Annotated in this window: 16 protein-coding genes; 4 read left to right on the top strand and 12 right to left on the bottom strand. The window is 70.1% G+C overall.

Annotated elements, in window-relative coordinates:
• Nucleotide 1 precedes the first annotated feature (1 nt).
• The 12 genes from icmH to Ga0609869_RS12425 form a co-directional block, all read right to left on the bottom strand.
• A complete protein-coding gene (icmH, locus tag Ga0609869_RS12480; RefSeq protein ID WP_125402911.1) occupies nucleotides 2-1,366 on the bottom strand; it encodes a type IVB secretion system protein IcmH/DotU in 1,365 nt (454 codons plus the stop codon).
• A 5-nt stretch (nucleotides 1,367-1,371) separates the two neighbouring features.
• Nucleotides 1,372-2,706 (bottom strand): type VI secretion system baseplate subunit TssK, encoded by a 1,335-nt coding sequence (gene tssK / locus Ga0609869_RS12475; RefSeq protein ID WP_125402912.1) that lies wholly within the window; start codon nucleotides 2,704-2,706, stop codon nucleotides 1,372-1,374.
• 17 nt (nucleotides 2,707-2,723) lie between these two features.
• Nucleotides 2,724-3,179 (bottom strand): type VI secretion system lipoprotein TssJ, encoded by a 456-nt coding sequence (tssJ, locus tag Ga0609869_RS12470; protein WP_125402913.1) that lies wholly within the window; start codon nucleotides 3,177-3,179, stop codon nucleotides 2,724-2,726.
• A 4-nt stretch (nucleotides 3,180-3,183) separates the two neighbouring features.
• Nucleotides 3,184-4,539: a type VI secretion system-associated FHA domain protein TagH gene (gene tagH, locus Ga0609869_RS12465; RefSeq protein ID WP_369022864.1), complete on the bottom strand. Its 1,356-nt coding sequence runs from the start codon at nucleotides 4,537-4,539 to the stop codon at nucleotides 3,184-3,186.
• Entirely contained in the window at nucleotides 4,536-5,594 is a 1,059-nt protein-coding gene (gene tssG, locus Ga0609869_RS12460) for a type VI secretion system baseplate subunit TssG (RefSeq protein ID WP_125402941.1), read from the bottom strand. The genes tagH and tssG overlap by 4 nt, the downstream gene beginning before the upstream one ends.
• The gene (gene tssF / locus Ga0609869_RS12455; protein ID WP_125402940.1) at nucleotides 5,558-7,438 is read right to left on the bottom strand and encodes a type VI secretion system baseplate subunit TssF; all 1,881 of its coding nucleotides are present in this window, start codon (nucleotides 7,436-7,438) and stop codon (nucleotides 5,558-5,560) included. The genes tssG and tssF overlap by 37 nt, the downstream gene beginning before the upstream one ends.
• The gene (locus Ga0609869_RS12450; RefSeq protein ID WP_245972070.1) at nucleotides 7,438-8,112 is read right to left on the bottom strand and encodes a type VI secretion system baseplate subunit TssE; all 675 of its coding nucleotides are present in this window, start codon (nucleotides 8,110-8,112) and stop codon (nucleotides 7,438-7,440) included. The genes tssF and Ga0609869_RS12450 overlap by 1 nt, the downstream gene beginning before the upstream one ends.
• A gap of 58 nt (nucleotides 8,113-8,170) precedes the next feature.
• Nucleotides 8,171-8,653, bottom strand: a complete 483-nt coding sequence (locus tag Ga0609869_RS12445; RefSeq protein WP_125402938.1) for an Hcp family type VI secretion system effector — start codon at nucleotides 8,651-8,653, stop codon at nucleotides 8,171-8,173.
• A gap of 26 nt (nucleotides 8,654-8,679) precedes the next feature.
• The gene (tssC, locus tag Ga0609869_RS12440) at nucleotides 8,680-10,194 is read right to left on the bottom strand and encodes a type VI secretion system contractile sheath large subunit (RefSeq protein WP_125402937.1); all 1,515 of its coding nucleotides are present in this window, start codon (nucleotides 10,192-10,194) and stop codon (nucleotides 8,680-8,682) included.
• A gap of 3 nt (nucleotides 10,195-10,197) precedes the next feature.
• Nucleotides 10,198-10,734 carry a type VI secretion system contractile sheath small subunit gene (gene tssB, locus Ga0609869_RS12435; protein WP_125402936.1) on the bottom strand — a complete coding sequence of 179 codons (537 nt, stop codon included), beginning with the start codon at nucleotides 10,732-10,734 and terminating at the stop codon, nucleotides 10,198-10,200.
• 31 nt (nucleotides 10,735-10,765) lie between these two features.
• Complete coding sequence (locus tag Ga0609869_RS12430; protein ID WP_125402935.1) at nucleotides 10,766-11,932, bottom strand: type VI secretion system protein TssA; 1,167 nt, start codon at nucleotides 11,930-11,932, stop codon at nucleotides 10,766-10,768.
• 78 nt (nucleotides 11,933-12,010) lie between these two features.
• The gene (locus Ga0609869_RS12425) at nucleotides 12,011-14,110 is read right to left on the bottom strand and encodes a serine/threonine protein kinase (protein WP_125402934.1); all 2,100 of its coding nucleotides are present in this window, start codon (nucleotides 14,108-14,110) and stop codon (nucleotides 12,011-12,013) included.
• Between the two features lie 144 nt (nucleotides 14,111-14,254).
• On the opposite strand from Ga0609869_RS12425, the gene tssH reads away from it, so the two are divergent.
• From tssH to Ga0609869_RS12405, 4 genes are read left to right on the top strand one after another with little or no spacing between them, the layout of a single operon-like run.
• A complete protein-coding gene (gene tssH, locus Ga0609869_RS12420) occupies nucleotides 14,255-17,026 on the top strand; it encodes a type VI secretion system ATPase TssH (RefSeq protein WP_125402933.1) in 2,772 nt (923 codons plus the stop codon).
• A 12-nt stretch (nucleotides 17,027-17,038) separates the two neighbouring features.
• A complete protein-coding gene (locus tag Ga0609869_RS12415) occupies nucleotides 17,039-18,142 on the top strand; it encodes a DUF2169 family type VI secretion system accessory protein (RefSeq protein ID WP_125402932.1) in 1,104 nt (367 codons plus the stop codon).
• Entirely contained in the window at nucleotides 18,139-19,197 is a 1,059-nt protein-coding gene (locus Ga0609869_RS12410) for a 3-oxoacyl-ACP synthase (RefSeq protein ID WP_369022863.1), read from the top strand. Before Ga0609869_RS12415 ends, Ga0609869_RS12410 begins: the two co-directional genes overlap by 4 nt.
• Complete coding sequence (locus Ga0609869_RS12405) at nucleotides 19,194-19,964, top strand: DUF4150 domain-containing protein (protein ID WP_125404239.1); 771 nt, start codon at nucleotides 19,194-19,196, stop codon at nucleotides 19,962-19,964. Before Ga0609869_RS12410 ends, Ga0609869_RS12405 begins: the two co-directional genes overlap by 4 nt.
• Nucleotides 19,965-19,968 lie beyond the last annotated feature (4 nt).

The following is a 19,968-nucleotide window of genomic DNA, read 5'->3' as shown; positions in this document are numbered from 1 at the left end:
CTCAGACCTTCTTCTCGATGTAGATCTCTACCCGGCGGTTGCGCGCGCGCCCCGCGCGGGTGGCGTTGTCGGCGATGGGCTCGGTCGCGGCGCGGCCTTCGGAGGTCACGATATCGGCGGGGATGCCGAAGCCCACCAGCAGCTTGGCGATGGTCTCGGCCCGCGCCTCGGACAGGCCCTGGTTCGAGGCGAAGGGGTTGGCGCGCTGCACCGGCACGCTGTCGGTGTGGCCCACCACGCGCACGCCGCCGATGACCTCGCGGTTATCGAGGATCACCCGCGCGATCGAGGCGATCAGCGGGTTGTAGACATCGTTGATGTCGGACTTGGCCGAGCGGAACACCTCGGGGTCGGTGGCCTGCACGGCGATCACCGCCAGCGCCACGTCCTCGCGCCCGGTCAGCGCCTGGGCGGTGTCGGCGGGCGCGGCCTCGGCAAAGAGCGGCAACAGTTCAAGCACCACGGGTTCGGGCACGATCAGCGGCTCTGGCGGCGGCTCGCTCTCGCGCACGGGGCGGAAGATGCCGGCGCGATCGGCCGGCGGCAGCACCTGCGCGAGGGTGAAAAGCTGCTCTCCGCGGGTCGACAGCCGCATCCCCAGCCCGGCGTATATCGCCGTGATAAGCGCCGCGGCGACCAGCGCGATCGACCACAGCGGCACGCGAAAGCGCGGCGCCTCGTCGGTGGCGGTCACGCCCTGCCAGTGCGGCGCAAGGTCCGCGTCGGCGGCGTCGGGGCGGTGCAGGGCACGGGCCATCGAGGCGCGCAGCTGCGTCAGCGCCCCGTCGCCCGCCGCGCCCGAGACCCGGTGTTTGCCGCGAAAGCCGAGGCTGAGGCACATGAAGGCCAGTTCCAGCATCTCGGGGTCGCGCTCGGGATAGCGCAAAAGCTCTTCGGCGCGGTCGAAAAACTGGGTGCCCGCGTCCACGTCGCCCGAGAGCGACACCACCAGCGGCTGGCGCGGCCAGTCCGAATTCCCGCCCCAGGGGGTGTTGAGCGCGATATCGTCCAGCAGCGCGGCCACGAACCACCCCGCCCGGTCGGCCCGGCTGAGTGCCACGCCATCGCCCACCGCGGCATCGCGGGCATAGATCAGGTTGTCGAGCAGGCGCGCGCGCAGCGTCTCGGGGTTTTCCGGGGCCTCGGCGCGTTCGAGTTCCGGCGCGAGCCCCAGCAACGGCGCAAAGGCGGCGACCAGCGCGTTGTCGGTGGCCCGCGCCTGACGTACCCGCGGCGTGCCGCCCGGCGGCGGCGCGTCGTGGCCCGCGCCGGGGCGCTGGGTGCCGGGGCTGCGGCGCTTGGGCAGCGGCCGGATGCGGGTGCGCCCGGCGTCGTTTCCAAGTCCGAAGGGATCATCGCGGGTCATGGCCTTTACCTGTTGACCGCATAGCAGTCGATTTCCGGCTCGCGCTCCAGTGTGCCCGACACCCCGATCACGAAGCCCGCCGCGTCGGCAAGCGAGGCGTAATGCTCGGAGCCGCGGTCGAGTTCGAGGCACAGCCTGTCGCCATCATAGGGGATTTCGCGCGGCTGCGAGTGCAGGGGTTTCAGCGGGATGCCCGGCAGGCGCGATTTCCAAAGCGTGTCGAACTCGTCGGCGGCGCCCACCGTAGCCTGGTTGACGAAAAGCTTGCGCAGGCTTTCGTCGGACATGTCGGACCCCACGCGCAGCACGATACGCGAATTGGCCACAAGCTCGGGGTTGCCCAGCCGCACCGTCCAGACATTCTTGGAATGGCGCCGGACCTCCAGCGCGCGCGAGCGCGTCTCGACATGGCGCAACGACAGCATGAGCGAGCGCAGCGTGTCGGCCAGCGCGGCAAAGGCGGGCTGGGGGTCGGCATGGTCGTAATCGGGCAGCGCGCTCAGCCGGCGCGAATTCGACCCGAAGGTGGCCATCCGCCCCGCCAGCCCCGCCAGCTCGAGGTAGAATTCGGCGGGGTGGAACAGATCCTGCGCCAGCATGTGGGCGATGCGCGGGCGCGCGGTATTGGCCAGCTCCAGGATCAGCAGGTTCTCGACCGAGGCGCCGCTGCCGGCCAGCAGCAGCCCGCCATGCGCCTCGGCGATGCGGTCGAGCCCGGTCACCACCTCTTGCGCAAAGCGCGCGTACCAGGGCGCCGCCGAGGTGGCCAGCGCCGGCGGCAGGTAGCCGTCGACCAATGCCACCGCTCCTTCGGCGCCCAGCCCGTCGATGCGCGCCACCGGCAGCGCGGTAAAGCCTGCCATCTCGTGGCCGGGCAGCATCAGCCGGGGCTGAAGCTGCGCCACCTCGATCTCTTCGGGGTCGGCGCCGCCCTTCACGGTGTCGCGCGCCTCGACCAGCACGCCGCGGTAGCGCGCGCCGCCTGGCTCGGCATGGGCGGGCTCGATCGTGGCCGCGCCGGCGCGCTCCAGCGGCACGGCGAGGCTGACAAGGCCCGATGGCGTGTCGGGGCCGACCGGCACCGGCTCTGGCGCGGGCATCATGTCGGGCAGCGAAAACGGCGTGCCGTCGGGAAAGATGCCCTCGGCCGCCTCGATGCCCAGCCGGCCGGCATCCAGCGCCGCGGCGTCGAGCACCAGCCGGCGAAAGCCGAAATTCTGCAACGGCGAGGTCTGCATCGCGCCACGCACCATCGCCTCGGTCCAGCGGTCCTGCTGCTGGAAATGCTGGGTGCGCAGGAACAGCCCCTCCGACCAGACGACCCTGTTTCGTTCTGCCATGCCGGCCCCGCGCCCCCTCAGACCCGCGTGAGAGAGAGGCCGCCGGGCCCGACCCGCACGATCAGCCCCGCGTCACCCTTGGCCGGTGCGGCCGTCTTGACGCGAAAGACCTTGCCCGCCGGGTCGCGGAAGCCGCCGACCACGCCGATCACCGCCGCCCCGGTCTCGATCCCGATCACCCGTGAGGCCGAACCGCCGGGCGCCAGCACGATCTGGTCGGTCTTGATCAGATCGCCGCCCAGCGCCGCCGCGGGGGTTTGCAGCGCGTAGAAATCGGCGCCGTCGAACGCCGCCGCGCCGCGCAGTTGCATCACCGTCAGCGTCAGCGGGCGGTCGCTGCCGTCGGGGCCGGGGTTCATCCCCGCCGCGCCCTGCGCCGACACCGTGACTGCGCCGGGGCCGGCCTGGCACCCCGCCAGAAACAGCGCCGCGCCGCCCCCGGCCAGAATGTAGCGTCTGGGAATACGGGTCATGGTCTCACCTCCCTTGTCCATCCTCGTAAGCCTCGCGGAAATCGGCGCCGACCTCGCCGAGAAAGCGGTCCTCGGCCGACTCGGCGATCTCGCGGTAGCGTTCCTCGTAAAGCTGCCAGAGCTTGGCGCCGCGCCCGCCGGACAGCCATGTCTCGATCAGGCCCATGTCCTGAAGCTCCTTCTCGATCTCGGCCGGGTCGAACCGGTCGATCATCCGCCTCAGCGCCGCCTGCAGCGCGACCCATGTCCGCATCTGGTGGTCGGCCAGGTCACGGTAGGCCGCTGAAATGGCCGCGTCGGGGTCAAGATATCCCGGCCCGCGGGGGCGGACCAAAGCATCGACCCCTTCGGCGGGCGTGGCAAGGAATTTCAGCGGGTTGACGTCGGCGCTGCCAATCACCGTCTGGGCCACGCGCACGTTCTGCTTTTCCTGCGAGCGGGCGCGCAGCATCGCCATCAGCCCCTCGGTCAGCGCCCGGAACCGCGCGCCCAGCGCCTCCATCTCGGCCTCGGTGGTGGCGCCGTCGTCCGGCGGCGCGATGCCGAGACCGCGGTAAAAGGCATCGCGCAGCGCGGCGTCGGACGGGGTCGGGGCGGAGGGGCGTGCGGCGGGCGGGGCGCCTTGCGGCGGGGGCGGTGCGGCCTCTTCGGCGGCGGCCGGGGGCACCGGGCGCTGGCGCTGGCGCGGCGGTTCGGGGGCGGGGTCGGCCGGCCCGCCGATCGGCGCGTCGAGCGCGCCGAAATAGCCGCCGCCCCCGGCCGGCGGCGCGGGCGGGGTGTCGGGCCCGGTTTCGCGTTCGGGCGGCGGGGTCTTGCGGGCGCGCTCGGGGTCCAGCGTGAACGGATCGTCGAACTGGAAGGCGGCGGGGTCCTTGCCCGGCTCGGGCTCCGGCTCGGCATAGCCGCCGGTGGCCATGCTGCCGCGAAACCGCGGCGGCAGATCGGCGGGGCGCTCGGGCGCGGGTTCGTAGGCCGGGGCCTCGTCAAAGCTGAAATCGAACGGGCCGCTTTTGCGCGCCGGCTCGGGCGCGGCGGGCCGGTCCGTGGCGGGCAGGTCCACCCGCAGCACGAAATCGCCCAGCCGCAGGCGCATCCCCGGCTCCAGCCGCACGCTGTTGCCGGGCCCCAGCGGCTGGTCGGCCCCGTCCACGAACAGCCCGCCGCTGCTGGTATCGGTGACGGTAAAGCCGCCATCGTCGGCCAGCACCGTGCAATGCCGGCGCGAGACGTATTTTTCCGGGTCGTCGATCTGCCAGTCGGCCGAGGCATCGCGGCCGATGGTCAGCTCGCCCGCCTCCAGCCGGCGGCTGGTTTCGGCCTGCGGGTGGGGGGCGTTTTCCAGAACCAGTGTCAGGGTCATGCGGCCTCCCGTTGGGGCGGGGGCGGCGCGGTGACATCGGCAAGGCGCAGGTCGTCCGCGTCGCGCGGCGCCCGCGGCGTCAGCCAGGCGGTGCGGCCAAGGCGGCTGGCGCCCAGCCGGGCGGCCGGCACATCGTCGGCCGCCAGTACCAGCCGCAGGTCGGCGCCGATCTCGTGGCCCAGCGCGAACAGCACGGCGCGGCGCAGATCGCCCCGCGCGGGCCCGTCCTGCATCAGCGCGGTGAACCGCGGCAGGTCGAGCGGGCCGACCACGATCTCGACCCGCGCGTGGCGCGCAAAGCTGCGGCTGCCGGCCACCGCGCCGGTGCCCAGCCCGGCATGGGCCTGCCCCAGGCGGGTCTGCAGGCGGGCGGGGATCGGCGTCCAGACCCCCACGAATTCGCGCAAGTCCACCGGCGCGCCGATCACGTCGGAAAGATAGCGCGTCAGCCGCTCGACGCCCTGGACCTGCTGCGCCAGCGACGTGGCGTGGCGCAGCGCGTGCCGGTCGCCGCGCAGGCCGTCGCATTCGCCGCCGGGCAGCCCGACGCCCGCCAGCGCGCGGATCATCGCGCCGGTCCCGCCGCCGCTGCCATGGGCGATCTGCACCTCGGGCCGGGCATCGGCCCAGGCCCGCCAGTAAAGCGCGATCATCCGGTGTTGCAAAAGGTTGCAGAAATCCAGGAACGCGGTATCCGAGCTTGCCCCGGCCTTGTCGCCCGCGAACCAGCGGTTGGACAGCCGCGCCATCACCCAGCGCGTCATGTGCAGCGGCATCGGCCCCTCGGGGCCCAACAGCCCCAGCACGTTGACCTCGATGACGGGCGGGGTGCCTGCGCTCATCGATTCGACGTCGCGCGTGGCAAAGCTCAGCCGCAGTGCCTGGCCCAGCCGCGCCGGTTCGCGTTCCGGCCCGCCGTCGCGGCCAAAGCGGTGCGTGTCGGTCTCCATCAGCCGCAGCAACTGGAAAAAGCCGGTCTCGGCGGCCTCCAGGCCCGGCGGCAGGGCGGAGCTTTCGGTCAGATCGGGGCGCGACGGCCCGGCGTCATCGGCCATGTCACCTCCTGCTGTTGGCTGACCAGCCGCGTCTTGGTGCGGACGAAGGAATTGATCGCCGCATAGCGGCCGAAAAGCCGGTTCAACAACGCACTCAGCAGCAGCGTCGCGCCACCCGACAGCACCGTGTCGTCGATCTCCAGCGTGATCTGCGTGCCGTGGCCAAAGCAGATCGGCCCGGGAAGGCCCAGCCGCTCGACGCGGGGCGCCGAGGCTACGCGCTTGAGCGAATTGACATGCCGCGCCAGCGCCGGGTCGCCCCGGTCGGCATAGAGGTCGAGCAGCGCACGCAGCGGTTCGGCATCGGTGCCGGCCTCGGCCAGCGACAGGAAATTCAGGCTCAACTGGCCGATCCAGCGCCATGTCAGCGCATCCAGCGTCTGGCTGCCGCCGCGCCCCTCGGGCAGGCTGGCGGCCAGCGACGGGCGCGGACGGCGCAGCGCCCCCAAGAGCCGCACCTCGCCGACCGGATCGCCGGTTTCCAGCGTCAGGCGGGGCGTGTCGTCGAGGATCGGCAGGTCGCGGTTGGTGCAAAGCGCGCGGATGTCGAGCCGCCGGGCCAGCGCCGCCGCGCCGCTGCCCGGCGGGTGCGACAGCGACACGAAGACGTCGTCGCCGGCATAGCCGGTGCGGGTCTGGCCGCGGCGCAGCTCGTCCTCGCCGGGGCGGCGGCGGCGGCGCTCGGTGGCGTAGACCTGGCCGGTGGCGCCGCGGTTCTGCTCGACCGAAAACAGCGGCATGATCCGCCCCTCGGGGCCCTCGCGGTCGGCATCCTCGACCCGGATCATCCGGTAGATCTCGAAATCGCGCGGCCGCGTGCGGTCGGCATGCACAACGTGGGCAGCTCTGCGCGGGTCGATCTCGACGATGTTGCATTCCTTTTCGAAGAGATTGACCAAAGGCGTTGTGAAAAGGCGGAAATCGGCGATCGAGATATCGGCGATGGCGGGTTGCGCGCGGTCGAGCAGCAGCACGATTTCGACCCCGCCATCCCCCGCCGCGGCAATCGCGGGCGCCAGCCCGTCGAGCCGCGCGTAATGGAACCGCTCGGGCATCAGGAAATATTCCCGCAGCAGGCGGTAGCCCTCGAAGGCCGGGCGCACGCGGGGCAAGAGCGACTCGGCATCGGTGATGCCGATCATGGCGGGGGGCCGGGCGTCGTGAAAGGCGCCGTCGCCCTTGGCCGGGCGGGCCAGCACCCGCCGCCCCCAGCCGAAGATCGCGTCGAACAGTGCGCCGCCATTGGCCCGCCCGCCGAGATAGAGGTCGAGCCGGTCCAGCGAAAGCTGGCTCAGCGGCGTGGCGCCGGCCGCGGCGATCGTCACCCGCAGCCCGGCCTCGGCGCCGGCACAATGCCGTTCGGCCAGCCCTGCGGCGCGCAGCGCGCCGCGGTCTTGCAGGTATTCGACGCCGGCCAGGCGGATGGGCCAGAGCGCCACGTCCTGGGCGGTGGTGTAGGTCGCGCGGGTGGCCAGCCCTTCGCGCAGCCCCGCGGCCAGCCGGGTGCCGCGCCGCACCACATGGCCGCCGGGCATCGAATCGAGCTGCGGGCCCGGCGCGAGCTCGGCCATGGCCATGGCGGGGGCCGGTCCGGCGATGTCGGGGTAAAGCGCGTCGAGCAGGTTGCGCACGTGGCGGCTGGCCTCGGCATCGACCTTGAGCCGTGTGCGCGCGGCGAGGAAGGCCACGCCTTCGAGCAGCCGCTCGACATAGGGGTCGGGGCAGGGCACCGCGTCGAGCGCGAGGTTGCGCGCCACCGTTGGGTGCAGCCCGGCGAACTCGGCAGCGAGCGACCGGATATGGCTCAGCTCGTCCTCGTAATATGACAGGAAGGCACGGTCCATCAGACCGCCTCGACGGTGGTCAGCGCCTGACCGCTGTCCAGGTCGATCGTGGTCGACAGGCGCAGCCGCTCGGGCACTGGCGCAACCATGAGAATGCCGTCGATATCGACCCTGAGCCCGGTCTTGCGCCCGACCCTGACCTGCACCTTGAGGCTGTCGGATTTCAGCCGTGGCTCAAAGACTTGCAGCGTCGCCTTCAAATCGCGCGCGAGCTTGTCCTGGTCGAAATCGTTGCCCTTGTGCCCGGCAAAGGCCGGCACCCCGTAATTGACCACCGAGGCGCGGATCTCGGGGTAGTCGGCCAGCAAATCCGCGGGGTCTTCGCGGTCCGCGCGCTCGCGCGCGGTCAGCAGGAAATGCGCCTCGAGCCGCTCGATGTTGAACAGCGCCTCGATATCGCGGCGCACCGCCTCGCGCAGCACCTCGGGGGTGACGACGATGCCGCGATCTTCCAGCCGGCGGCGTTCGAGCTGGCGTTCGGCCAAAAGGACCAGCCGCCGCCGGGTGGCGTCGTCGAGGTCGGTTTCGCGCTCGATGGCGCGCAGGCCGCCGGCGGCCAGCGCATCGACACGCTCGGCGCCCAGCCGGGCGGCCAGTTCGGCGCGCAGCGCGTCGGTCTCGGCGACCAAACCCGGCAAGTCGTCGCGCAGCCGGTCCCAGAGGGACGGCTGCACGCGTTCGCTTCTGGCATGAAGGCCCGGATCGGGCATGGGTGACGTTCCCGGTATGGCGTTACTTGCCTGCAGCTATGTCGTACTCGACCTCGTGCTCGTCGCCCGCGGAATGGTCTTCGGCCTGAACGATGTATTTCAACTTGATCGTCTCACAGGCCAGCCCGACCTTTTCATGGATCGACTTGCTGTCCTGGTATTCGCCGAGGACCTCGTAATGCGAGATCGCCGTATTGGTGAGGGTGATCTGCAGATAGTCCAGGTGCGCATCGCCCGAATCCTTGCGCACCATGATGATGACCTCGTCGAAGGATTTGCCCTGCATGCAGGCCAGCGCGATGTAGGGCGAGGAGGCGTCGTACCATTTGAAGACGTGGATCGGGTGGATCTGTGCGCGGCCGCGGGTCCGCCCCGAGCCGATCTGCGCGTGCGAGGCCTGCTCGAGCACCCATTCGACGTCGTAGATGTCGATCTCGTCCTCGTGATCGGCCGATTTGGACTCGCCATCTATGTCGGGCAGTTTCATGTAAGCGGTCAAAGGCATTGTCTTTCTCCCTGGTTGTCAAAACGTCAGGACTTGACCGAAGGCAGCTCCGAGACCAGCCGCAGGCTGGCGTTGATCCCTTCGAGTTGGTAGTGCGGCCGCAGGAAGAACCGCGCGGCGTAGTAACCCGGACGCCCCTCCACGCTGTCGACCTGCACCTCGGCCATGGCCAGCGGGCGCTTGGCCTTGGCCGCGTCGTCGGCCATGGCGGGGTTGGCCAGCACGTAGCGGTTGATCCACTCGCTCAGCCAGACCTGCATGTCGGAGCGTTCCTTGAAGGTGCCCACCTTGTCGCGCGCGATCGCCTTGAGGTAGTGCGCGAAACGGCAGACCGGCAGCAGGTAGGGCAGGTTGGCCGACAGCCGTTCGTTGGCCTGGGCGTCGGGATCGACCAGCTTGCCCGCGCGGGCCTCGTCGTCCTGCAGCGTGTGGGCGCCGATAAAGGCGGCCACGTCGGTGTTCTTGCGGTGCAGGATCGGCATCATGCCCAGCTTGGCCAGCTCCGCCTCGCGGCGGTCGTCGATGGCGATCTCGGTCGGGCATTTCATCGCCACCGACCCGTCGTCGGTGGGGAAGGTATGGACCGGCAGGTTGGTCACCGTGCCGCCCGATTCCACGCCGCGGATCTGGCTGCCCCAGCCATAAAGCTTGTGGCTGCGGTTGATGTTGACGCCCATGGCGAAGGCCGCGTTCATCCAGACGTAGTTGTCGTGGTCGCCGTCGATCTTTTCCTCGAAGTCGAAGCCCTTGACCGGCACCGTCTCGGCGCCGTAGGGCAGGCGCCCCAGCACCCGCGGCATGGTCAGGCCGATATAGCGCGCATCCTCCGACTCGCGCAGGGACTGCCAGCTTGCGTAGTCGGGCGACGATACGATCTGTTCCAGGTCCTGCGGGTTGGGCAGTTCCTGCCAGCTTTCCATGCGGAAGAGTTGCGGCGCGGCCGCCGCGATGAACGGCGCGTGCGCCGCCGCGGCGATGCCCGAGAGGTTGCGCAACAGCCCCACGTCCTTGGGCTTGTGCGAGAACTCGTAGGCGCCGATGATCGCGCCGAAGGGCTCGCCGCCGAACATCGAGTATTCCTCGGTGTAGAGCTTCTTGAACACCGGCGACTGGTCCCACATCTGGCCCTCGTAATCCTCCAGGATGTCGGCCAGGTCGTCCTTCTTGATGTTGAGAACGCGGATCTTCAGCTTCTGGTCGGTCTCGGTGTTGTTCACCAGGTAATGCAGGCCGCGCCACGTGCCCTCGATCTGGCGCATCTCGGGGGCGTGCATCACCTCGTTCATCTGCTCGGTCAGCATGCTGTCCAGCCCTGCGATCAGCGACTTGATCGACTTGACGGCGTTGCCCGAGATGGTGGCGGTGCCGGACTTTTCGGTGGCCGCCAGCGCGAGGTTTGAGACCAGCGCCTTGAGCTTGTCGGCCTCGCTCTCCTTGATGCGGAAATCCTTTTCCAGCAGGTCGCTGAATTCGCCCAGGTCAAGCGCCTCGGCCTCGCCCGCGGCGCCGGCGGCGCCCGGTTTCTGCTCGGTATCGGCCATGGCTCAGCCCTCCTCGCCCTTGGTGTTTTTCATCGCCTCTTCGGCGGCCTGCGCCAGCAGCGGCTCGTTCGACAGCAACTGGGCGATGCGCTTTTCCGCGTCGACCTTGCCGTCCATGTAGCTCAGCAACTCCTCCAGTTGCTTGCGCATCTTCAACAGCTCGGCCAGCGGCGGGATCTGCTCGGCCACCTTGTCGGGCGCGAAATCGGACATGTTCTCGAAGGTCAGATCGACGAACATTTCCTCGTCGGCCTCCTCGCCCTCCTTGCTGGGCAGCTTGTTGGGAACGCGCGCCTTGACCCGCGGCGCCAGCGCCTCCATGAACTTGTTGAACCGCCCGGCATCGGTTTCCACGAAGGTGCGGTCGTTGACCGATTTCTTGGCCTCGGCGCTCTCGGAATCGCCGGCCAGATCGGCCATGACGCCCATCACGAAGGGCAGCTCGATCGTGGTGGGGCTTCCGTAATGCTCCACGTCATAGGCGATCTGCACCCGCGGGGCGCGGTTGCGTTCGATGACCTTCTGCTTGCTGTCGCTCATCTCCAGACCCGGTCCTTCCCTATTCGCTCTCTTATTTGCGTTTCTCGTCCGACACGCCGGCCACGTTGCGGAATTCCTTCACCCCGCCCGGGGCCAGTTCTTCGATCAGTTCCATGAAATCCATCGGCACCATCCGGCGCATGCGCCGCGCGAGATGCGGGATCGGGCTGGCCGGCTCGGTGCGCTCGTAAAAGGCGATGATCATGTCGAGGCAGTGCTCGACCTCTTCGCGGCTGTTGATCGCGCCGTTGGGCACGCCGCGCGCCGCGGCGGGCGCGGGGCGGGGCGCGGGCGACGCCCCCGCGGCCGGTGCGGTATCGGGCGCGGCCGCGTCGGCCGCATCGGCGCCGGCATGGGCGGCCGCCGCCGACAGCGTGGCCGCCACCCGTTCGAGAAACTGCGTCAGCTCGGCAAAGCGCACGCCCTCGCCCGGGCGCGCCTCAAGACGGGCATTCATCGTCTCGGCCAGCCCGGTCAGCGCCGCGCGCGCCGCGGCCAGATCGCCGCTGACCGCCGAAAACGCTTCGGGCGCCTCGGCCGCGAAGGCGCGCGTCGCCGCCTCGACCCGGTGCACCCGCGCCTCGTGCGCGTCGATCAGCGCGGCCTCTTCCTTGGCGCCCAGCCCCGAAGGCCCTTCGCGCAGGATGTCGTTGTCGGTCAGCGTTCCGGCGGCCAGATCGGCGCCGCTGACCGGCCCCAGCCCCCGCGGCGTGATTACCGCGTTCATCTCCAAATCGCCCAAAAGCCCGTTATCGTCGTTTTCCAGTTGCATCAGCGCGTTGATCCGCGCCAGCGCGGCGTCGCGCGGGCTGGGCCGGTCTTTCAGCGCGGGATGCAGGCTATCCCAGAAGGTGTCGAGCGTGGCCGACAGCATCTCCAGCCCCTGAGCGAGACCGGCATAGCCGCGGTAACCGGAGGCGGGGTCGATGCCGTCGACATTGGCCTGTGCCCGCGCCACGATCACCAAAAGCCGAAGGTCGCGGCCGGTCGCGGCCAGCGTCTCGGCCATGTCCAGCACCTCGGACCAGTCCACCGCCGCGGTGATCGCGGGGGGCGTTCCGGGCTCTTCGGTGCGGTTGTCGCGCGAGGCGGGAAGCAAAAGGCGTTCTATGGCGTGAAACTGCGGGTCGTTCCGCAGTTCGGCGCCGGAAGGATTTTCCCCGTCAAGCGGGGCGAGAAATGCGTCCAGGTTGGCCATCGCCCCAAAAACCGTTGCAACCGTATTGTACGAAATATTGTTTCAGAACGGTCCGAGTCTTGCAATGATTATGAAAGCTTATTGCCGCGCGTCGATGATGCGTGATGCCACGCCGAGGATCTGGTCCTCGCGCCCGTCCAGCGTCTCGGCCAGGGCCTCGGCCACCGAGGCGACGCTCTCGTCGCGGGGCCGGCGCATGTCGAACAGCGGGTCCTTCGACAGGATCGCCATGATCTCGCTCTTGCCGAAGTCGCCGTCGGTGATGCGGAAGGCCAGCTTCTTGGGGTCGTCGCGGAAGTCCTCGATCGAGTGCAGCACGCGGACGCGCCTCAGCCCCGCCTCGATGCGCCCAAGCTCGGCCAGGGCGTGTTCGGTGTGGTTGATCTGGGGCAGGACGTGAAACACCTTGCCGGTATTGTCCACGATCATCACCCAGAGCGAGCCTTCGGCGATGCTTTCGGGCACCAGCACCTCGGCCACCGGGTTTTCGCCCACCCGGTAGATGCCGGTGACATTGGCCTGGCCGGTCTCGCCATTGCCCAGCCAGACCGACAGCGTGCCCGCGCCGGTGGCCGGCAGCACCGACCGGATCGCGCAGAGATCGGGGTTGAGCAGCCGCGCCTCGACCTGCACCTGCCGGTCGCCGATCACCGGGGCGATGGCGTTGGCGATCGTGGCGCGGTCGGCGGCCTGGGCGATGTCGCCGGTCACCAGGATGGTCTCGCCCAGGCCGTAGATGCCGCCTGGGGGCGTCTGCTGGCGCAGCGGGCCGCAACTGGCGAGGCTGTCGAGCATGCCTTGCACGGTTTCGGCCTCCAGCCGCTCGGGCCCGGCGGCCAGCGCCGTGGCCAGCCGGATGCCGCTGTCGGCGGACCAGCCGTCGAGCGCGGCCTTGACCGCGTCGCGCGCCGCGCCGTCGGGGGCCAGCCCGCCCACGCGCCCGGCGCCGCCGGCCAGCGCGACCTCCCACCGCTCGAGCCGCGAGAGCGCGTCGATCAGCGCGGCCACCTGTGCCGGCCAGTCCTCCACCGGCATGCCGGTGGCCAGCGTCAGCTCGGTCGCGGCAGGGTCGGCGCCGGTGGCGCCGCGGTAGGCGCCCTGCAACAGCGCAACCGCCGCGTCGTCGGGGGCGTTGCCGGCCAGCCGGCCGGGCGCGCCCGGCGCGAACTCGGCGGTCAGGCGGTACGGCACGGCCTCTGGCAGGGGTTGGGGCAAAAACGGCGCGACGAGCCCGCCGAACCAGGCCGCCGCCAGCACGACGGCCAGCGCGGGCAGGGCGAGCCACAGGCCGCGCCGCCGTGGGCGGGTGTCGGTGCCGCGGGCGCCGGGTCCGGGTGCCTGGGTCTTGGGTTTGAGATGCGCCTCGATGCGGGCGCGCGCGGCCTCGGCGTCGGCGGGCCGGTCCGCGGGGTCGGGGGCGGCCAGCGCGTCGATCAGCCCCTTCAGCGGCTCGGGCACGCCCTCGGTGTCGAGCGGATGCGTCTTGCGCCGCACGATCTCGCCCGGGGTGGCGCCGAGATAGGGCACCTCGCCCTTCCAGGCGGCCAACAGCGACGCGCCCAGCGCGTAGAGGTCCGAGCGCGGCTCGGCCCGCCCGTCAAGCTGTTCGGGCGCGGCGTATTCATATTTGCCCGCGAACTGGTTACCGACGATTGTTCGCGCACCGGCCGAAGTGTCCTTGGCGATGCCGAAATCGATGATCGTGGCCTTGTCCGGCGCGCCGTCGCGCAGGATGATGTTGTCCGGCGACAGGTCGCGGTGAACGATGCCGCGGGCATGGGTCGCCACCAGCCCCTCGGCCACGCGGTGGGCGACGATCAGCAGGTCGTGGGCATCCAGCCGCTCGCGCATCATCAAATCGTTCAGCGACGGCCCGGCCACGTAATCCATCACCAGAAAGACATGGCCCTGGTCGGTGCGCGAGCATTCGGTATAGCGCACCACCGCGTCGTTCAGGATGTTGCGCATCTCTTCTTCGCGCTTCATCAGCTCGACATAATCGGCATTGCCCGAAAACTGCGCCGAAAGCGCTTTGATCGCCACCACCCGGTCCGAGATCTGGTTGCGGGCGCGGTAGACCTCGCCGGTGCCGCCGCGGCCCAGCACGCCCTCGATCTCGTAGGTATTGTTGAGCACCTGGCCCTTGCGGAAGATGTCCGACGGTAGCGGGTCGATCATGGGCGGGCTCCGGTCTTGGGGCGAGCTGCGGAAAATCGTCGCGTCACAGCAGGTTTTCGGCTTAGACTAACACGCGCGACGGGCCGCGGGGAACATTGCTGCGCGACCTTCGCGTCGTGGACGGTAAGCGGGGAGGCCGACGCCATGGCCCAGAGGGGTTCGCAGGAGACGATCAAGCGCAAGGAGCTGGTCGGAAAGCTCAACCCGGTCTGTCTCAAGGCGTTCTCGGCGGCCGCCCAGGCCGCCAAGGCGCGCGGCAACCCCTACGTCGAACTGGTTCATTTCGTCGCCGAGCTGGCCCATGCGCCGCGCTCTGACTTCGAGATATTGCTCAAGGCGGCCGAGGTCGATCTCGGCCGGCTCGACGCCGACATCGCGCGCGCCATCGACAGTCTGCCCCACGGGGCAAGCTCGGTCGAGGAGTTCTCCGACCACATCTTTCGCGCCATCCAGGAGGCGTGGAGCCACGGCCAGCTCGATTACGGCGACGAAACCGTGCGCTCTGCCTATCTGCTGCTCGCCGCGCTCGGCACGCCGGTGCTGGAGGCGATGCTGTTCAGGATCAGCCTGGAGTTCGACAAGATCGACGTCGCCGCGATGGGCGCCCAGCTCGACGAGCTGTTGCCGGACTCGGTCGAGGGGATGGGTGCCGCGCCCGAGCCTACGTCGCGCAAGGCCGCGCCGGGCGGACAATCGGCGCTGGCGCAGTTTTCCACCAACCTGACCGAACGGGCCAAGGCGGGCCGGATCGACCCGGTGGTGGGCCGCGACATGGAGATCCGCCAGATCGTCGACATCCTGATGCGGCGGCGGCAGAACAACCCGATCCTGACCGGTGAGGCCGGGGTGGGCAAGACGGCGGTGGTCGAGGGGTTTGCCCAGCGGCTGGCGCGCGGCGACGTGCCCCCCAGCCTGAGGGGCGTGCAGCTGCACCTGCTGGATGTCGGCCTGATGCAGGCCGGCGCCTCGGTGAAGGGTGAGTTCGAAAAGCGGCTGCGCGCGGTGATCGACGAGGTGCAAAGCTCGGACGTGCCGATCATCCTGTTCATCGACGAGGCGCACACGCTGATCGGCGCGGGCGGTGCGGCCGGCACGGGCGATGCGGCGAACCTGCTCAAACCCCCCTTGGCGCGCGGCGAGCTGCGCACCGTCGCCGCCACCACATGGTCGGAATACAAGCAGTATATCGAGCCCGACCCGGCGCTGACCCGCCGTTTCCAGGTGGTCAAGGTCGAAGAGCCCGCCGAGGCCGCAGCGGTGCGCATGTGCCGGGGCGTGGCCGGCGTGCTGGAGCGCCACCACAAGGTCGAGATCCTCGACGAGGCGCTGGAAGCCTCGGTCCAGCTCTCGCATCGCTACATTCCCGCCCGGCAACTGCCCGACAAGGCGATCAGCCTGCTCGACACCGCCTGCGCCCGCGTCGCGGTTTCGCAGCACGCCACGCCCGCGGCGGTCGAGGACGTGGACCGGCGCCTTGCCGCGCTGCGCATCGAACAGGGCATCGCCGAGCGCGAGGCCGCGATCGGTATCGACACCGAAGAGCGCATGGCCGGCATCCTTGCCGCGCTGGACGAGGCCGAGGCCGACCTGGCCGATGCCAATGCCCGCTGGGAGGCCGAAAAGGCGCTGGTCGACGAGGTGCTGGAACTGCGCGCCGAGCTGCGGGGCGGCGGCGCGGCGCTGGACGAGACCGGCGCGGTGGGCCACATGGCCGCGCCGCCGGTCGAAGAGACCGAGCCCGACGCGGGCGAGCCCGCAGAGGATGCGGCTGAGGACGGGGCAGGGGATGACATCCCGCCCCCGCCCGCGCCGATCTCCGACGAGGAGCGCGCCGAGAAACTCGCCACCCTGCGCGAGAAGATGGCCGCGCTGGCCGAGCAGCAGGGCGAAAACCCGCTGATCCTGCCCGCCGTCGACCGCAACGCGGTGGCCGGCGTGGTGCAGGACTGGACCGGCATCCCGACGGGCCGGATGATGGCCAGCCAGACCGAGCGCGCGCTGCACCTGCCGCAGATCCTGGGCGACCGGGTGGTCGGTCAGGACCACGCGATGGAGATGATCTCGAACCGCATCCAGACCTCGTTCGCGGGTCTCGGCGCGCCGGAAAAACCCATCGGGGTGTTCCTGCTTTGCGGACCTTCCGGCGTCGGCAAGACCGAAACCGCGCTGGCGCTGACCGACGCGCTTTATGGCGGCGAGCAGAACCTCATCTCGATCAACATGAGCGAGTTCCAGGAGGCGCATACGGTTTCGACGCTGAAAGGCGCGCCGCCGGGATATGTGGGCTATGGCAAGGGCGGGGTGCTGACCGAGGCGGTGCGCCGCCGGCCCTATTCGGTGGTGCTGTTCGACGAGGTGGAAAAGGCCCACCCCGATATCCACGAGGTGTTTTTCCAGGTCTTCGACAAGGGCATGATGGACGACAGCGAAGGCCGCCGGATCGATTTCAAGAACACGCTGATCCTGCTGACCTCGAACGTCGGCACCGAAGAGATCATGGCGCTGACCGACGAGGGCAAGACCCACGCCGAGCTCGACGAGTTGAACGCGGCGCTGCGCGCGCCGCTGTTGGACGTGTTCCCGCCCGCGCTGCTGGGCCGGCTGGTGACGATCCCCTATTATCCGCTGTCCGACGCGGCGATCGAGCTGATCGCGGGCCACAAGCTGAAGGGGATCGCCGGACGGCTGATGACCGGGCACGGCGCCGAGCTGGTGATCGGCGAGGGCACGATGGACCTGATCAAGGCGCGCTGCACCGAGATCGAGTCGGGCGGGCGGATGATCGACGCGATCCTCACCAACACGCTGTTGCCGGAACTCAGCCGCCAGATCCTCAACCGCAAGCTGGAGGGCACCGCGCTCGGCACGGTGACGGTGACCGGCTCGGAAGACGGGTTCGGCTACGCCTTCGCCTGAGGGGCGCTCGGGATGCAGATCTACAACCAGACCCGGTTCGTCCACGAATTCACCCAGGGGATGGACAAGGCCGGGCGTGAATACCTGCTTCTCGTGATCAAGGGCAGCTTCGACTTCCCCGAGGCCGAGGGCGCGGCGGCCCCGGTCAGCGCCGAACAGCGGCCGCTGGTGATGGCCGACGAATTCACCGGCGCGCCGGGGCTCTCGGCGCCGCTGTGGGAAACCGATTTCGCCTTTCGCAAGGCGCGCTGCGATGTGATTGCCCAGGGCGCGGCCCACGCCCCGGGCGGGCGGCCCGCCGAGGCGGTGCGGGTGGGGCTGCGCGTCGGCGGCTGGACCAAGATGTTCGACGTCGTCGGCGCACGGGAATGGCGCGTCGCGGGGCCGATGGTGACGGCCACGCGCCCGCACCCCTTCACCCGGATGGCGTTTTCCTACGACACCGCCTTTGGCGGCCCGGACGCGGCCGACCCCGACGACCCGGCGCCCGCGGTTTACGCACCCAACCCGGTCGGGCTCGGCTGGGGGCAGGTGCGCAACCAGGCGGGGCTGTCGGGCCGTCCGCTGCCCAACACCCAGGCCGTCGATGACCCCGTGACCTCGCCCTATGGCAGCTACCGCCCGATGGCCCTCGGGCCGGTCGGGCGCGGCTGGCCCGGGCGGCTGCGCCATGCCGGCACCTATGACCAGCACTGGCAGGACGCGGTCTTTCCGTTTCTGCCCGCCGATTTCGACGAGCGGTATTTCCAGCACGCCCCCGAGGACCAGCAGATCGACCCGCCGGTACCGGGCACGCCCGTGGCGCTGGCCAACCTCACGCCGCGCGGGCGCGAGGCGTTTCGCCTGCCGCCCGAGACGGCGCTGCCGGTGCGGGTGTTCCGCGGGTCCGAGACGGCGTTCGACGACACGCTGCACCCCGATACGCTGAGCTTCGATTGCGAGGCGCGGGTCATGATGATGGTCTGGCGCCTGTCGGTGCCGCTGCGCCGGATCATCAGCGAGTTCACCGAGGCCTGGATCGGCCCGCCGACCGAGGCGATGGAACGCGCCCGGCGCGAGGGTCGCGGCTACATGCGCGCGGTGGGCATGGCCGAGACGCCCGAGGGCGCCGAATGAGCGCGGCGCTGCATATCCTCGCCGCCGGCATGGTGACGGCGGTGGGCCTCGATGCGCCGTCGTCCTGCGCGGCGATGCGCGCCGGGCTCGACGGGTTTTGCGAGACCGAGTTCGTGGGGCCGGACGGCGCGTGGCTGGTCGGCGCGCCGGTGCCCCTGCCGCCCGCGCCGCCCGCCCCGCGCCCGCCCGCGGGGGCCGAGCGGCTGGCCCGCATGGCCGCCGGCGCCATTGCCGAGGTTCTGGCCGCGGTGCCCGGCGCCGAGGGCCGCAGCGCGCTGATCCTCTGCCTGCCCGAAGACGGCCGCCCGGGCCGCCCGCTGGGCGATGCCGCGCACCTGGCCGAAGAGATCGGCCGGATTGTCGAGCTGCCGCCGCGCACCCGCACCCGGATCGTCGCCCATGGCCGGCCCTCGGGCCTGGTCGCGCTGGGTCAGGCCCGGCGGCTGCTGGCCGAGGGCGGTATCGACTACGCCCTGATCGCCGGGGTCGACAGCTACCTGACCGGCCCGGCACTGGCCCATTACCTGGCCGACGAGCGGCTGCTGACCCAGGAAAATTCCAACGGCTTCATCCCCGGAGAGGCCGCGGCGGCGGTGCTGGTGGGGGCCGGCGGGCAGGGCGCGCTGGCGCTGGCCGGGCTCGGCCTCGCCCGCGAGGCGGCGTATCTTTATAACCGCCAGGCGGAGGACGGGCTCGACCTGCCGCTGCGCGGCGAGGGCATGGCGGCGGCCTACCGGCAGGCGCTCGACGAGGCCGGGCAGGGCTTCGACGGGGTCGATTTCCGGATCTCCGATGTCAGCGGCGAGCAGTATTTCTTTCGCCAGACGGCACTGGCCTCGACGCGCCTCTTGCGCGACCGCCACGAGATGCAGGACCTGTGGCTGCCCGCCGAGAGCCTGGGCAATGTCGGCGCGGCGGCGGTGCCGCTGATGATCGGCGCGGCGCTGGCCGCGGCCGCCAAGGGCTACGCGCCCGGCGCGCCGGTGCTGATCGAGGCCAGCGGCGACGACGGCGCCTGCGGGGCCGCGGTGCTGGTGCAGGGGGCGCGGCCATGACGGTGTTCGCCAACGGCAAGGAAGTGTCCTGCAAGGCGCAGCAATGCAAGGTCATTGCGGCCTTCCCCGATGTCTGCATGACCCCGCCGCAGACCCCGGCCACGCCGCCGGGCGTGCCGATCCCGTACCCCAATTTCGGCATGGATGCCGACACGACCAAGGGCACCTCGACGGTCAAGATCGGCGGCAAGACGATCAACCAGAAGAACAAGTCCTATTTCAGCAAGACCAGCGGCGACGAGGCCGGATGCGCCCCGAAAAAGGGTGTCGTCAGTTCCAAGAACATGGGCAAGAGCTATTCCCAGGCCTGGTCGATGGACGTGAAGGCCGATGGCCAGCCGGTCTGCCGCTTCACCGACATCTCGACCGGCAACCACGGTTCGCCGCCCAACACGCCGCCGATGCCGAAAGTGGGCGCGCAGGATTTCAACAAGGCCGGGATGTCCGACGATGAGCGAAAGGCCAAATGCCTGAAGCTGCGCGCCCAGTTGATGCACAAGAACAACGAGTTGCGAAAGGAATTTCGCAAATACGATCCGGTCAAGGATGCCAAGGGCGGCTTCAAGATGCGCGGCGGCAAGCTGACCAAGCCTTGCGGCCACTACACCGAGATGCGCAACCTGCAAAAGGGGATGCGCAACGATCTTATCCTGTTCAACAAGGAATGCGCCGAGTCGGGGGTCAAGATCGCCCGGACGGTGCGCGAATCCTCGGTGCGCGAGGTCGAGGTGCCGCCGGGCTGCACGCGCATCCCGATCAACGTGTAGGAAC

This window comes from Rhodovulum iodosum, assembly GCF_041020385.1.
In the GTDB taxonomy this organism is placed as follows: domain Bacteria; phylum Pseudomonadota; class Alphaproteobacteria; order Rhodobacterales; family Rhodobacteraceae; genus Rhodovulum; species Rhodovulum iodosum.
This window is presented reverse-complemented; position numbering and strand designations above follow the sequence as displayed.